Annotated in this window: 19 protein-coding genes; all 19 read right to left on the bottom strand. The window is 49.4% G+C overall.

What is annotated here, in order from left to right; translation table 11 throughout:
- Window positions 1-4: 4 nt before the first annotated feature.
- The 19 genes from MKY01_RS23155 to MKY01_RS23245 all read right to left on the bottom strand — a co-directional run bounded on the left by MKY01_RS23155 (window position 5) and on the right by MKY01_RS23245 (window position 13,100).
- Window positions 5-895 carry a Mu-like prophage major head subunit gpT family protein gene (locus tag MKY01_RS23155; RefSeq protein ID WP_339283677.1) on the bottom strand — a complete coding sequence of 297 codons (891 nt, stop codon included), beginning with the start codon at window positions 893-895 and terminating at the stop codon, window positions 5-7.
- A gap of 13 nt (window positions 896-908) precedes the next feature.
- Complete coding sequence (locus MKY01_RS23160; RefSeq protein ID WP_339283679.1) at window positions 909-1,361, bottom strand: hypothetical protein; 453 nt, start codon at window positions 1,359-1,361, stop codon at window positions 909-911.
- 12 nt (window positions 1,362-1,373) lie between these two features.
- Complete coding sequence (locus MKY01_RS23165) at window positions 1,374-2,279, bottom strand: hypothetical protein (RefSeq protein ID WP_339283681.1); 906 nt, start codon at window positions 2,277-2,279, stop codon at window positions 1,374-1,376.
- Window positions 2,280-2,404: 125 nt separating this feature from the next.
- On the bottom strand, window positions 2,405-2,560 hold the full coding sequence (locus MKY01_RS23170) for a hypothetical protein (protein WP_339283682.1): 156 nt from the start codon (window positions 2,558-2,560) through the stop codon (window positions 2,405-2,407).
- Window positions 2,560-2,820 carry a hypothetical protein gene (locus MKY01_RS23175; protein WP_339283684.1) on the bottom strand — a complete coding sequence of 87 codons (261 nt, stop codon included), beginning with the start codon at window positions 2,818-2,820 and terminating at the stop codon, window positions 2,560-2,562. The genes MKY01_RS23170 and MKY01_RS23175 overlap by 1 nt, the downstream gene beginning before the upstream one ends.
- The gene (locus MKY01_RS23180) at window positions 2,813-4,804 is read right to left on the bottom strand and encodes a hypothetical protein (protein WP_339283685.1); all 1,992 of its coding nucleotides are present in this window, start codon (window positions 4,802-4,804) and stop codon (window positions 2,813-2,815) included. The genes MKY01_RS23175 and MKY01_RS23180 overlap by 8 nt, the downstream gene beginning before the upstream one ends.
- A 5-nt stretch (window positions 4,805-4,809) precedes the next feature.
- Window positions 4,810-5,073 carry a hypothetical protein gene (locus MKY01_RS23185; RefSeq protein ID WP_339283687.1) on the bottom strand — a complete coding sequence of 88 codons (264 nt, stop codon included), beginning with the start codon at window positions 5,071-5,073 and terminating at the stop codon, window positions 4,810-4,812.
- 207 nt (window positions 5,074-5,280) lie between these two features.
- Complete coding sequence (locus MKY01_RS23190; protein WP_339283689.1) at window positions 5,281-7,155, bottom strand: hypothetical protein; 1,875 nt, start codon at window positions 7,153-7,155, stop codon at window positions 5,281-5,283.
- Complete coding sequence (locus tag MKY01_RS23195; RefSeq protein ID WP_339283690.1) at window positions 7,152-7,523, bottom strand: terminase small subunit; 372 nt, start codon at window positions 7,521-7,523, stop codon at window positions 7,152-7,154. The genes MKY01_RS23190 and MKY01_RS23195 overlap by 4 nt, the downstream gene beginning before the upstream one ends.
- Before the next feature lie 17 nt (window positions 7,524-7,540).
- A complete protein-coding gene (locus MKY01_RS23200; protein ID WP_339283692.1) occupies window positions 7,541-7,882 on the bottom strand; it encodes a hypothetical protein in 342 nt (113 codons plus the stop codon).
- 578 nt (window positions 7,883-8,460) lie between these two features.
- Window positions 8,461-8,871 carry a hypothetical protein gene (locus MKY01_RS23205; protein ID WP_339283693.1) on the bottom strand — a complete coding sequence of 137 codons (411 nt, stop codon included), beginning with the start codon at window positions 8,869-8,871 and terminating at the stop codon, window positions 8,461-8,463.
- Window positions 8,831-9,157, bottom strand: a complete 327-nt coding sequence (locus MKY01_RS23210) for a hypothetical protein (protein ID WP_339283695.1) — start codon at window positions 9,155-9,157, stop codon at window positions 8,831-8,833. The genes MKY01_RS23205 and MKY01_RS23210 overlap by 41 nt, the downstream gene beginning before the upstream one ends.
- Window positions 9,154-9,393: a hypothetical protein gene (locus MKY01_RS23215; protein ID WP_339283696.1), complete on the bottom strand. Its 240-nt coding sequence runs from the start codon at window positions 9,391-9,393 to the stop codon at window positions 9,154-9,156. The genes MKY01_RS23210 and MKY01_RS23215 overlap by 4 nt, the downstream gene beginning before the upstream one ends.
- Window positions 9,393-10,433, bottom strand: coding sequence for a hypothetical protein (locus MKY01_RS23220; protein WP_339283698.1), 1,041 nt, complete (start codon window positions 10,431-10,433; stop codon window positions 9,393-9,395). Before MKY01_RS23220 ends, MKY01_RS23215 begins: the two co-directional genes overlap by 1 nt.
- Window positions 10,434-10,570: 137 nt before the next feature.
- A complete protein-coding gene (locus MKY01_RS23225; RefSeq protein ID WP_339283699.1) occupies window positions 10,571-10,765 on the bottom strand; it encodes a hypothetical protein in 195 nt (64 codons plus the stop codon).
- Window positions 10,762-11,169 (bottom strand): RusA family crossover junction endodeoxyribonuclease, encoded by a 408-nt coding sequence (locus MKY01_RS23230; protein WP_339283700.1) that lies wholly within the window; start codon window positions 11,167-11,169, stop codon window positions 10,762-10,764. Before MKY01_RS23230 ends, MKY01_RS23225 begins: the two co-directional genes overlap by 4 nt.
- Window positions 11,166-11,465 carry a hypothetical protein gene (locus MKY01_RS23235; protein WP_339283702.1) on the bottom strand — a complete coding sequence of 100 codons (300 nt, stop codon included), beginning with the start codon at window positions 11,463-11,465 and terminating at the stop codon, window positions 11,166-11,168. The genes MKY01_RS23230 and MKY01_RS23235 overlap by 4 nt, the downstream gene beginning before the upstream one ends.
- Window positions 11,466-11,584: 119 nt before the next feature.
- Entirely contained in the window at window positions 11,585-12,418 is an 834-nt protein-coding gene (locus MKY01_RS23240) for an ATP-binding protein (protein WP_339283704.1), read from the bottom strand.
- Entirely contained in the window at window positions 12,315-13,100 is a 786-nt protein-coding gene (locus tag MKY01_RS23245) for a DnaD domain protein (protein ID WP_339283706.1), read from the bottom strand. Before MKY01_RS23245 ends, MKY01_RS23240 begins: the two co-directional genes overlap by 104 nt.
- Window positions 13,101-13,107: the final 7 nt, after the last annotated feature.

Genomic DNA, 13,107 nt, shown 5'->3' on the forward strand with positions numbered 1-13,107 from the left:
CTCCTTATTGGCCTGTGGAACCGACGATACCGCGCACATCCTCGATAGCTGTGGAGTGACGGAAGTATCCATCCCAGATCCAAGCCATGTTGTCTGTCATTTGACTGCGGCGACGGAACTCCACCGGAATTCTCCAGTAATGTTGCATTTGGTGACGAGCGGCTTGCAGGAACCACGCTGTTTTGCTTTCGGTGTACAGCAAGTCAATGATCTGCAGATCAGGGATCGTGTTCACATCATTGTTCGCTGTGCCAGATTGCAGGACGGATTGCACGATAGCCGCCGCTTGGAACTGCAACGCTTGGTTGACGATCAGCTTTTTCGGACGTTGGGAGATTTGCTTACCGGACTCATCCTTTTGTTCGCGGAACAAGATGATACCCTCTTTGAGAGTGGAGTCGCTCAATGCGCCATCAATCTTGTTGGACCAGATACCACCTTGTGCACCACGATAAGCATGCGCATCAGAGATCAGCGGCGTGCCATCGTATGTGTTCTCAGTGAATGCGTTGTCCAGCACCTTCGCGCACTCAGCTTCAACCGTATCACGGGCACCATGCCCAGCGTCACGAGTCATGTTCTCGACTTCGTTGAACTTAAAGTCGTCGTTCGCTTCACGAGACATTTCAACTTGGATCGACCACGGCTCATGCTCCGTTACGATCAGGTCAGCCAGCTTGAAGGATGTCTTCTCTGGGTTTGCAAGCTCAGCCTTTGGCTTCCAGCGTCCTGTACCCGCGTAACGTTGAACAACCTCTGCGTACTGGTTGGATGTCTTGTCATTCAGGTACTTAGACCATTGTTCTGGCTCTTCGTCATAAGCTTCGAAGAATACCTTGTCAATTTTCTTTAGAAATACGTCTCTGAACTGTTGTGTTTGAATAGGTCCTGGCATGTTAGTTCACTCCTTATACGAGGTATTGAGCCGCTGCTGCTACCACGACATCAACCGTTTTATTTGTGTTATCGAAATCTACCACTTGTAAGAAACCGCCTGTAGTATCGTCCGGGTTAAGCGTGACCGCATCACTCAGGCCGTACAACGCACCATACAAGTCAGCGCGTGTAAATGTCTTCTTCGTACCAGCATCCGTGAAGTTCATGCGGATCACGGAGTTTTTCGCCAACACAGCCGGCAATGGCTTGCCTGTTGTAGCGGTTGCCCCGTTTTGATATCCTCCATTTGCCAGTCCCACAATTTCCGCTGTCGTAGCTGCTACTGCATTCTGAGCCAGTCCAGCCGCCACCACGACGAAGTTGCCTGCGATAATGTTCTGTGATGCGTCTACATCGAAGTACTCAATGTCCGGGTTGTTATTACCTGCACCCAAGCGGCGCACGATATATGGTGTAATAGCCATGAATAATTCCTCCTATTTTCGTTTCTTCTTCTCGCGATAATCGTTGATATTGTTCGAATCAAACACCAATAACTCTCGGTACTCAGCCTCACTGATGCCCATACGCTTCGCATCTGCCAAGACACTCGCAGGGATTGCCTTCTCAGTGCTTGCGGCAGTAGCGTTGTCCTTCGCTACCACACGACTCCGGCGCTGTACGGATGAGCGTTGTTCGGCTTCGCGCTTCATTTGCTTAGCTCGACGCTCACCACCCAAAGCCCAGTAAGCCTCGGACACGCTCAGACTACCGTTTGACTTGTTGACCTTGTCTGCAATTTCATTCTTCATTGTTGCAATCCCGGCAAAGTCAGGGTTGTCACGCAGTTCGTTGATCTGGCTTTCCAAACGCAGTTGTGCAATCTCCTTTTGAAGATCGTTCTGCTGTTGTTGCTGGCGTTGGCGTTCCATCTGGTCGTTGATGTACCACTGGGTTTGTTCCTCGTCCCAGCCGTTGTTGTAAGCCAGTTGTTGTGCTTGCCCTTGTACTTCGTTCTGGATGCGCTGATTCTCCAAGTGACGTTCAATCTGATCAGGATCGCCGCCAAGCTTCTCAATGACGCTCTTGTGCTTGGAGTACTTCTGCTCCAATTGATTGGTCAGTTCCTCTTCAAGCTTGCGTCTCTCGCGCTCCATACGCTTCTCAAAGGCTGTTTTCTCCTTAGGGGATAGTTCAGGCTCGGGATCGTCATAAACGTCTGGTTCAGGCGTGTGATCGTCCTCATAGTCCTGTTCTTCGCCATCAGGTGTATCATCATCAAAGTCCGGTTCATCCACTTGATCAGGGATGTCGTTCTGTTCTGGCACATCGGCGTCATGTACCTCTGCGGATTCCTCCGCAAAATCGCCCGAATTGTTACGGTAATCGTCAAGTGTTGGCATATCGTTTCCTCCTTTTGCTGGACGGCATCAACCAGCTATCGCCCGATCCCGATCTGTTCTCGGTAAGTCACCACCGAATGTGGGTATATAAAAGGCCGCCCCACGACTGGGAACGGCCTGTAGATTTATTTACTTCCTTTTCCTTGCTTACCAGTCTCTTTGTACGTCTGACGCATGCCTTTACCAGACGATGTGTCATACATCTTACCAACTGACTTGGCACTGCCCGGGCCACAAATCTCCGGCTTCTTCTGGTTAACGTTCATCTCACCCTTAGCCATCACTTCCACCACCCTTCCTTGAGGTACTGTCGTGTCGTCATCGCTGGAGCACCACGGTATCCGCAGTTGTTGCAAGCCATACCGTAGACATCATGGAATCCAGGACGTTCACACTTCGGGCACATCGGCTGTGATGCAATCCGTTGGTGTGCTTCATCCCCTGCACGCGTCTGGCGTGCTACAAAGTCACGAAACATTGGATCGCCTTCCAAGAAGTGCATCCATGCCTTCTGTTCACTCGCTGACATTTCTCTAGCCACCCATACCACCTCCTTGCATTGGAATCACATTAGGCGGCATAGGCTGTCCTTGCGGAGCTTGTTGCGCTTGCGCCTGTTGCATTAACTGCATGAGTAACTCAGGCGGTATGCCTTGCGGTAATCCTTGAGGTGGTCCCTGTGGCATTGGTTGTCCTTGTGGCGGTCCTGGCATCATTCCTTGCGGCATTGGTGCTCCTTGCGGTGGCATCATACCCTCCGGTGCCATTCCAGGTGGTAACTGACCGCCCATACCTGGCATCTGCTGTTGTTCCTGCGTCATTTCCTCTTCATCACGTAGCGGCAATCCCACCTCTTCACGCAGATACTCGCGAATCTCACGCCAGAAGATAACCGGCTTGCCTTCGATGTTCATTCGTGCTAGATCCGTGATCATGTCGAACACAAACGCCTTGTCGCTCGGCATACCGTCACCAATGGTGATAGACAAATCAAACTCAGCCACACGAGTCATCGGCTTGCCGGACTCATCCTCCAGCACCTTGTGCTCTGGTTCGTTCGGCATATTTGCATCTGCCATCTCATTCGGTATCAAGCGGTCAACCTCGCGCAGTTTACGTGGGTCGTAGAACTTGTAGTCCGGCATCTGCCCCTCGATCCGAACCCACATTTCCTCGTCCCACTGCTCAATCATCTCGTCATACAGGAGCTGTAGCACCTGACGGAAGCCTTCTTTCAGCATCTCTTTCTTGTGCACGGTTCCCTTCTGTCCGGCTTGTTGCAATGCCGCAATGGCTCGGAACGCAGTAACGCCCGAAGGCTGTTGCCCACGGGTTACGTCTGGTCGTCCACTTATGACATCTGCCTCTTGGAATGCCTTCTCCCGCCGATTGATAACATCCGGTGACACTGGTCTGCCCTCGACAACACGGAATGAGTTAACGTCTCGCATAGGAATTCTCAACCCTGCGGTTGATGTCCACTTGCGTGGATCAAACCCACGCCCAGCACCAATTCCGAATGCAATCTGCGGGTTACCCATCAGCCTTGCGTTGATACGGATCTGATCGTCCAAGTCGTTGATGATGTCCTGCGTTGGTATGAGTAACTCTACATCGCCCTGACCCCACAAAATACCGCGTTGAGGGTAGCATGGGATCACCACGAATGGGTACATGTCCCGGCGTTGTAGCTTGCCATCCTCTTCTCGTGTGTCCTGCAATATGATTTGTTGCGATACACTCAGGCAGTACAGCTCACCTTCATCATCCCGTGTGTAGAACTCCAGTAGTAGAGCCCGTTGGGATGTGGTGTAATCCGATTCGTCGGAGTTGTCACCTTCATATATCTTGGGATCATATAGTACGTTCACCTGACGTTGCAGATACTTACCACGCTTCGGAAACACACGTCTGAACCAGCTCAGTGGCTTCCAGGTGGCGTGGATGATGAATTCTGCATCCTGTAGGTTGGTGTACGCTGTAATCTTGGGATCTGGGAAGAAGTTAGCCGGATCCACTACATCATACGTTGGAAGTCCTCGTCCACCCAGTGCATCCTCATCGAAGTACACTTTGTATACGCTTGTACCCAGTTCCAGACGGTCATGCTCGGCACGCTCAAGCTTCTGTTTAAACTTGTTATGATCCAATATGAAGTCCATCATGTGCTGTGTCTGGATGGCGTACAGTTCGTCTGACAGCTCCACACCCTTAGCACTGACCGCTTGCGGCTTATCTACCAAGTCAGCAATCTGGCTGTCCACGATAGGCTTGATGATGTTGGTGTTACTGTTGGGATCATCTGCTGTCTCCTGTACACCCTGTCTACTGTGAACATAGTCATCAAACCTGCGCCAGTTCTCGTGTAGCTGCATGTTCTGTTTGGCTAACCACGCACCGTTGAACAATTGCTGTATCCGCATGGCTTCTGTTGTCTCAGTGTCCGTTTGATCCACCTTGGATGTGGTGTCTTGGTTACGCTGGTCCATAGTATCAACGACCTCGTTCACCTTCTGTTGCGGCATTCATCTCACCCCCTTGCGTTAAGTTGGCTCGGATCCCAGCTACCTGGATTCACGGGCCGCGCCTTGTCGTGTTGCTCCTGCTTGTACTGTGTCTCTAACTGCATATACTCCAGTGTCAGTGTTTCAATGTGATCCTGCATGGCCTTCTTGTCATCCTTGAGCGCTTCGTTATCACGCTTGGTGTATCCTATCTGCCTGCCGTATACAAAGGCGGCATAGGCGACACTGGCAGTCAACGCGATGCAAATGAAGCTAATTAGCACAACCATGTATCAGCTACCTCCTAACCTTGTTTCCGCATTTACAAAGCACTGTTTCGTTCGATGTGTCGTATGTTACAAACGCACCAATAGGCGTCTCTTCTGACACTTTAAAATCCTCATGCGCCCATGCATACTCATTGATGAACTCATGAACGTTCTCGTCAGTCAGTTCGACCGTTGTCCCGCATCCGTTACAAGTTATTGTGAATGTCATCACCACATCCTCCTAAACCATGCGGCATCGTCGTTGTCATCCTTACCTGGACGCCGCGCTTCGTCTTCTATTTCACTTATGTGCTGTACACTACCATCCGACTTGATCACGAATGAGTTGTCACTGTCTGGCTTTGTCGCCTTGTTGCCGAACACATCGGCTAACTCTGTGATGTACGGGTCCATAACGAGCAAAATAATAGCCGATGACGTGACGGTATCATCGTTGCCACTTGCGGCATTGGTGTCTCCGTCTTCACCGACTACATATTTAATGAGCTCTTTTATCATGCGTTCGGACTTACATCCGATTTGTTTCTCTCTGATCAATCTGGCCAAGTTGTCAATCATGAGCGGCTTGGTACGTGGAGAAGTCCACCATCCCAACTCTTGTTTTTCTTGGTCCGTGATCTTGTCATGCGTGGTTCGCTTGTACAGGTTCGTATATATGTGTTTAATCGTGTTAATCGTTGTCAGACCGTGGTTATTCTCTTCAATCGCCACGAGTGCTTCGTTGTAATAGTCTCCAAGGTTGCTGAGTACCGGAGATCCCAATGCGTCTGGGTCTACATGCCCATGCCACATCGCCACAAGGTTCTTGTCTGCATCCCACACGGTTGCACAACTGTAGTCACCGTCTGCCTTACCCTTCGCCACGTCCACACCGATGAAGTACTGCTTGTTCGGTTGCGGTTGCTTCCACACCTCAAGGTTACCGCTCTCATCCTTCACGAACACAACCTTGTCACCATACCGCTCTATGCGCCCCATCGTACCGGGTACACAGTGCTTGAGGTACTCCATCAGTACGTTGACGTCAAAGCGCGGTCGTCCGGACGCCAAGAATGCTTCATCTGCCGTACACGGGTACTCCTGATCCAGCTTATCCTTCAAGTCCTTGTATTTGCCGTAGTACCAGTAGAGTTGTTCCCACCGTAGTCCCTCGATCTCAAGCAGTCGTTTCAGCTTCTGCATGAACTCTGTCTCACCAGCAGCCACATCACGCTTGAACTGTTGCTCACGCTCTTTGTCCTCGAACTTGAGCACATACTCGGGTGTTAACCACCATTGGTAGAACTTCGGGTCCCAGTTGTTCGCGCCTTTCTCTGCATCGTCCCACAGGTCTTTGAACTCGTTCAGTCCATTAGCTGTGGTCTCCAGTATCTGTATGCTGTCCTTGGTGAGTGCTTCACCCAGACCCGTCATGATACTGTCGATGCTGTCCCAGAACGCTGACTCTGAACCATGAAAAAAGTTGATCGTCTTAGAACGACCAACCTCTTTATTGCCAGCGGTGTTGACACGCCAGCGGCTATTTAACTTGTCGAAGTGGAACTCCCGTCTGTTGTTGTACTTGATGGACGGTTGTAATGGCTCAGGTAACTGGTTATAGATGTACTTGGCTTTGTCCTCGAATATCGTGTTTGTGTTGTCACCACTGTCTGCCAGGGTGAACCCGGAGAAGTTCTTTCCGATGATCGCATTAGCCAACTGGTAAGCGGTGATGAACGACGTGAAACCCTGTTGCCTACCTTTCAGCACCAGAAACTTGAGGTGTGACCGTGTGCCGGCTGCATATCCATCCTTAGCCACGTTGATATCATCAAGGAAACTCTGCTGCACCTCGTTGAGAAAGAACGGCACGGTGCGCTTGTCCTTGTCTACGATGACAAAGGAAATCTCGATGAGGTACTCAGGGTATCGTTGGATCTCCTTTCTCATCGTAGCATTATCGGGATCAACGATATAGTCAACGGATGCCGCCACGAACTGATTGTCTCGCTCAATGTCACGACTATCTGCCCACAACTCTTTGCGTCTGGCTATGATATCTTTGCATGTCATCTGCTTTGCTCTCGGTACGGATATGCTCATGAGAAGAATTCCTCCAGTTTCTTGCTTACCTTCAGGTCAATCTCTGTCCGATCCTTGAACATGCCATAATGTTTCGCCACGCTATCAAGCGCACCTTTGGCTACTGCCGGGTCTTCCGCAAGGTTGTTGACGATGATCTCCTTGTACTGATCCAGCACCCATTGGACACTCATACCTGATTCTTCCTGCATTTTGTCCGTTCTTTGTCCGATTTCGGACATTACGTCAACATTTGTCAACAAACGGCTTGCTGCACGTCTTGCGGCCTCCTCGGTACAATTGTACCCGGCACGCAGATAAGCGGCTGTTCCGTTCATGTCCTTCATGTACTCGTTAACGAAATTCATTTGCTTTTCTGACAATGCCATGGGTATCACCTTCCTCTCTACTCGGTTCGTTCATACTTTGGTATTGACCACCCATACATCACAGTCGGTCGATCCTCAGGCTTTCGATTCTTCCAGTACTCTTCCTGCATCTGCATGATGCCCCGTGTCATCTCATTCCAGGCTGTAATGTTTCTACCACCAGATTGAATGCCGCTCCCACCCGCTGAAGTAATGACAGGTTTAATAGTGTCTCCGGGTAGCAACGGGTTACTTGCGGCACTTGGGCTACGGTACTGCCCTCCCACTGGGCCAAGTGTCTGCGTACCATTCACCAACCTGTTATACTCAGCTATCTCCTGTGGTGTACCCTCTACTGTTCCGTCTTTATGGAGTTTCATATGTGTTATCCCTCCTCTTAATGACCCAACCCGATACGGCCCCCGCTGTCGCTGGGTGATTCGGTCGGACTCGATGGCCTTCGGCAAAAACAAAAAGAGCAACGGCGCTTGACCGTCACTCTCTGTACTTCAACGCTCAGGGACTTACGCAACAATCACGTTTACCTGTACACGGGCTGTGCACTCCACTTCGGGGAAGACCCAATATACGAGAGCGTGACCACACTTGCGTTACGCAAATCACTGAACGTTGAAGTTATTGTTGATGTGGGCAAGGATTTGCACCTTGCAAGAAAAGCTACTCGTCTGCCTGGTTACTACGGCGTCGCGGAGTCGGCTATTTCACCGTGATTATCCGCTCGTGGAATCGAACCACTAAGCCCCTCTATCTGCCATTAGCGTCTACCTCTTCCGCCACCACATCTTAGTTTTGGCATGCAAGGAAGGAACGTTGTAAACGACGACTGCGCATACAGCTATCGGCGCTTATCATCCGTTCCCTATGTTAGTATCATAACAAATTCCATGTTGCATATGTGTGCGAATTATGTTGCATGAATGATGCACAGATGATGCATTTATGCTGGTTGGTTGAACATAAAATCAATATTGCTGATCTCACGATCTTTATAACTCAAGGGTGCTAGTGCAACAGACAATCGGCGTATAGCTTCCGTGTGCCAGCGTCCTACAGTTGTCCGGTCCCGGTGGATGGCCTTGGCGATCTCGACCAGATCCATTGTGTTGCGCTCCAGATACTTCCGCATAATGACCATCCGTTGATCATCGCTCAATACCTCATTGACTGCTCCATCGATCAGATTAACGATTCGGCTGTATCTCGACTTATCCCATCCGTCCAGATTGCCGTAGGCTCGTTCGTCGTATATACTTGACCATCGGTTTGCTTCCACCTCAATCAAATTCTGCACAGCGAACTTGTAAGATCTATAATCCTTCAGCAGTTCCGTCAACTGATTGTTGTCCATGTTCTCCCTCCTCATACCTTTGTTTGAATTCCCAATCTCTATATTTACACCAGCCTGTTAACTCCGATCTTACAAGCCAATCCCCACGGTACAAATGAATGTGGTCATCGAATATGCTAGATGCTCCTCGTATGATCACATGTACCTCTTCTTGCTTTGCCCTAATGTGTCTGCGGTACTCCACGTGTTCAGCGCCCGTAAACGCCTTTACTGCGGCAACAGTAGCCGGAGAGTAATCCTTGATTTGGATCGCTCTCACGGTTTCTGCTTTGCGGTGGTATATCATGTACCCTTGCTCTCTATCAAGTCCTGCACGACTAATTGATTCGCCATATGCGTGTACTCCAGAAATGTTTTCTTTTGTTTAGTTAATTCGTTGAACAGGAATGCCTCTGCTTGGATCATGGATGTGAAAAGCTCTGTTGCGTCGGTAGTGCTTAGATCATACGTGAAGCACTCGTCTTCTGGGTCAAACAGTTTTGTCATGTGGTCATGAATTACAGCAATCATTGCCTCGTTCATTACGCCACCTCCGATTGCGGCAACTCCAGTGCACTCACGCGTCTTTTGAGTTCCTCAAATTCTGCTCGCGTTGGAGGCCCCTCTGTCTCCGGATCAGCACTTCCTGCCACGTCTCCTTGAGCCAGCTCGTGTCCTGTGCTTTCTTGCGTGGCTTCGTCCCCTTCTGGAAACTGCCAAGTGGGAGGCTTTAGTTCTCCGCCCTCTTCCAGGTCGTTAGTCCGTGCCAGATCCTCATCAACACGTTGGGGTTCTTCGCTGATTCGAAATTGCGGCGCCTCTTCGGCGCTCACCTCCCGATACTTCCCTTTTTCGAGGTAGTTGAAGGTGATCACTTCGTCTGATGCGGCAAGTTTTGCTCTATATGTGGAACGCTTGTCATCTGCCCACTCAACGTCATAGATGGCTGGTTTGGATTCTTCCTCACGTTTCTTCTGCTCTTTCCATGCTGCCATAGCGTCACCAACGTCGATAACTTTGGTCGCTTGTACCGCACCCACTGCAATTTGTTGGCGCAGATCGTCGATGTGACTTTCTTTCTGTCTTACCTCAGCCTTAACTTCTTCCAGTTGCGCAACAGCTGCATCACGTTTGCTTTCCGCATCCAGCAATTCAGAACGGACATCACGCAGTTCTGTTACCAACTTGGCGTTTGCTTCACCTGCTTCATCCGCTTTCGCCTGTGCCACATCTTTGGCGGCTGTTTCTGCTGCAAGTCGCTCCTGTAAATCTTTGATCTGAACCATCCAGTGCTCGTCCCGCTGTAACAATGTGTTCTGCACCACGATACGAACAACTTGATATGACGATTCTGCTGACTCCGGTGTGTCGTTTTTAAACATGTCACGCATGGTCACGCCGTCCAGATCCATATTGTCCATGATGTAGGCGACCTCTTGTTGAGACTCTTCCACGTTTTGTTGCTCCAAGTATGCAATTTCTTCCTCGATATCTACGATCTTACCAGCATCTGCCATAGTCCCACGTTGTTTTTCAATGCTCAACTCATACCGTAATTGTTCAATACGTTCTTGCTTTTCCACCTACATACACCCCGTTTTCCGATAGTAATAATGATATATCTTATTATAGCACATTTTGTGGTTATAAAGTACTTTTTTCGCCGTTTTACACAATATTTTGTGGTTTATCTGCAACATGTCACATTTGACTTTTCCAATCATGCGATTTCGGATCTCGATTCCCGTTTGCCTACTTTCCAGCCATCGAGTTTAAACCACCCTGTTGGCTCATAGAGACGTTTTTGTGTTGATCCTAGTATTTGTCTGTCCAACTCTATCAAACGCCCTCTACACGCCCCAGATTCGTCCAGAAGCACCCATCCGTCTCCCACATGCACATACCGTCCGATCATGCTGCCACGACCTCCCTCAGTTTGATGACGATCCTTGGCTTGTCCGAATAATGTTTGTGTGTGACCAGCGAAACGACTTGGTTGTCATCGTTCCAGGCAATCTTGTTTAGAGCATCGAAAACACCTTTTACGCAATTATCAAGGTCGGGCTTTACTACAGGCATCGTCTGACCGACTCTAGCGGCCTCCTGACGCTTTTTCGACCAACTCGCAGGAATTGGGTAGTAAAAGTGTATCTCGGCTTGTACAGGCCGTCTGAGCGGTTCTGAGCAATACTTCCTTGCGTGTGTGCCGATGAACTTCTTGTAGCTGAGATAACGTTGAGCCGTTTCACTTGTCCACTTCCCGTTACGCGTCATGCGGACCGCACCCATGGGAGCGATGTCCACGGTAAACTCAATCAAGCTGCACCACCTCCTCTCCGTTTTACAATCAGCTCATGGTTAACCCGTGTCTTGGGTACGCCGACTTCCTTAGCGATGTCTGACCTCAGCCAGCCATAATCGTAGAGCTCGATAATCATGTCTGACTGTTCTGGCGAAAGTGGGATATCCAAACTCGCCATTAATTTATCTGCCTCTGGCTCCTTCCTCGTCTTCACATAACCTTTGTATTGCTCTCCCTGTTGCCTGCCAATTGGTTTCTTCGTCTGCTTCTGCTCCTTGATCTGTCCTCCGGATGCCCAATATTTCTTCTTCATGCTGCTTCCTCCTCGATATCTTCGTCTGCAAAGGCCTCTCGGCCCCTGCGCATAAATTCTTCCCAGTCTTGGTCCATCAGGTCGTAGTCGTCGATTGGTTTTTTCACCTGATCATCTCCCTACTGTAATCTATAATTCATTTCCAATCCGCCTGTGATAATCACCATGTAGTCCTTGCACATCTCGTGAATCCGGCCACCCAACGCCTCGTCGATGTCACACAGGTCTGCAATGTCTCTCTCTGAGCTGATCAGTGTCGGCTTCTGTTCCAGATATCTGTGGTTGATGACCTCGATCATCTTCTCCACTTCCCAATCACTGGGCATCTTGATTCCGGTAACCTTGTCCTTCTTCCCGCCCTTGAACAAGTCGTCGATGAACAGTACCTCGACCTGTTTTAGTTGCTGGAGCCGCGTCCCCACCGTGTCCATGTTGTCTTTTAGCTCCGAAAATCCTTCGATGTAAGGAAAATATAGAACTCCAACACCCTTTTTTAACAGGTTGTTACTCACTCCCATGAGTACATGTGTCTTCCCTGCACCGGATTTACCAAGCAGCGCCATGCTGTTCTGTGGTGTGTCTTTAATCGCCGCGTATGACGACACGTATTCGACTGCAGCCTGATGGGATTCTTTCACAAGTTCAGGAAGGCCATCCGTGATAAAGTTGGTCAGCGTCTTCTGCCGGAACTTCTCTGTGATATGGCTCGACTTCATCAGCCGTTCGATCGCCCGGTCTTTGGTACAAGGGCAGTCCTCCCACTTGTCCATGTAGTCAAATGGTTTATCACTGAGCGGTACCCGTTTGATCCACCCCAGCTCGTCCTTGCAATGTTTGCACCGGTATTGTTTATGTTCCGCTGCGTCTGCTGCGTTGGTTGAGGAAAGCGAATTTGCTCTCCGGCGGATTTCCTCCAGATTGAATTCCTTGAGTGCTGACTTTATGCTCTGCATGTTTGGCCCTCCTGTCCTTTGCTTGTTGTCTGCTGCTTATTCCTGATGCAATCCATCTATCGCTAATCGATTCCAAGTACCTCATATTGACGCTGCCGTTATTCGCTGACTCAAATGCCTCTTGAAGCAACTCTGTACAAAAGGACTCGTCATAACCGTTTGCTCTCAACTTACTGAAATAATCTAGCAGGTTGGAGGGCATTACGAATTTGTTGGTCAGTCTTAGCCAGACATCCTGAAGTGGTTCAGTAGTAGTTGTAGTAGATATATTTATTAAGTTCTTTACATTCTTGTTTGTGTTCACTGGTTGTTCATCCGTTGTTCGCTGGTTGTTCATTTGCTGTTCATTTTGTTGTTCACTCGATTGGTAATCAGCCCATGAAAGTATTGATATCAAGCGTTTATTGTTGCTACTTCGTTGTTCAATCTGTTGTTCGGTTTCGAACTTTTTTAGAATGCGTTGCACTTTACTTTCGTGAACACTAAATTTCTCTCCGATCGTCTTTCTTCCGGTGATTAATTGGCCTGGTTGGAGCATGATCTTCTCCCCGGCAAACACAGCTGGATATTCTTTGTGCGTTGCGTTCGTCAGGAGATATATCCAAACGGCCAAGTGGTCAGCGTCTTTGCAAACGATCGGGTTATCCATTGTTTTCCGGTGGAGTTTGATCCATCCGTCCATAAGGCCA

The sequence above is a fragment of the Paenibacillus sp. FSL R5-0486 genome (assembly GCF_037975155.1).
GTDB classification, from domain to species: domain Bacteria; phylum Bacillota; class Bacilli; order Paenibacillales; family Paenibacillaceae; genus Paenibacillus; species Paenibacillus amylolyticus.

Excerpts from the sequence above, each read along its gene's own strand:
- MKY01_RS23155 (WP_339283677.1), bottom strand. The coding sequence starts at position 895 with ATGCCAGGACCTATTCAAACACAACAGTTCAGAGACGTATTTCTAAAG.
- MKY01_RS23160 (WP_339283679.1), bottom strand. The coding sequence starts at position 1,361 with ATGGCTATTACACCATATATCGTGCGCCGCTTGGGTGCAGGTAATAAC.
- MKY01_RS23165 (WP_339283681.1), bottom strand. The coding sequence starts at position 2,279 with ATGCCAACACTTGACGATTACCGTAACAATTCGGGCGATTTTGCGGAG.
- MKY01_RS23170 (WP_339283682.1), bottom strand. The coding sequence starts at position 2,560 with ATGGCTAAGGGTGAGATGAACGTTAACCAGAAGAAGCCGGAGATTTGT.
- MKY01_RS23180 (WP_339283685.1), bottom strand. The coding sequence starts at position 4,804 with ATGCCGCAACAGAAGGTGAACGAGGTCGTTGATACTATGGACCAGCGT.
- MKY01_RS23185 (WP_339283687.1), bottom strand. The coding sequence starts at position 5,073 with ATGGTTGTGCTAATTAGCTTCATTTGCATCGCGTTGACTGCCAGTGTC.
- MKY01_RS23190 (WP_339283689.1), bottom strand. The coding sequence starts at position 7,155 with ATGAGCATATCCGTACCGAGAGCAAAGCAGATGACATGCAAAGATATC.
- MKY01_RS23195 (WP_339283690.1), bottom strand. The coding sequence starts at position 7,523 with ATGGCATTGTCAGAAAAGCAAATGAATTTCGTTAACGAGTACATGAAG.
- MKY01_RS23200 (WP_339283692.1), bottom strand. The coding sequence starts at position 7,882 with ATGAAACTCCATAAAGACGGAACAGTAGAGGGTACACCACAGGAGATA.
- MKY01_RS23205 (WP_339283693.1), bottom strand. The coding sequence starts at position 8,871 with ATGGACAACAATCAGTTGACGGAACTGCTGAAGGATTATAGATCTTAC.
- MKY01_RS23210 (WP_339283695.1), bottom strand. The coding sequence starts at position 9,157 with ATGATATACCACCGCAAAGCAGAAACCGTGAGAGCGATCCAAATCAAG.
- MKY01_RS23215 (WP_339283696.1), bottom strand. The coding sequence starts at position 9,393 with ATGAACGAGGCAATGATTGCTGTAATTCATGACCACATGACAAAACTG.
- MKY01_RS23225 (WP_339283699.1), bottom strand. The coding sequence starts at position 10,765 with ATGATCGGACGGTATGTGCATGTGGGAGACGGATGGGTGCTTCTGGAC.
- MKY01_RS23235 (WP_339283702.1), bottom strand. The coding sequence starts at position 11,465 with ATGAAGAAGAAATATTGGGCATCCGGAGGACAGATCAAGGAGCAGAAG.
- MKY01_RS23240 (WP_339283704.1), bottom strand. The coding sequence starts at position 12,418 with ATGCAGAGCATAAAGTCAGCACTCAAGGAATTCAATCTGGAGGAAATC.
- MKY01_RS23245 (WP_339283706.1), bottom strand. The coding sequence starts at position 13,100 with ATGGACGGATGGATCAAACTCCACCGGAAAACAATGGATAACCCGATC.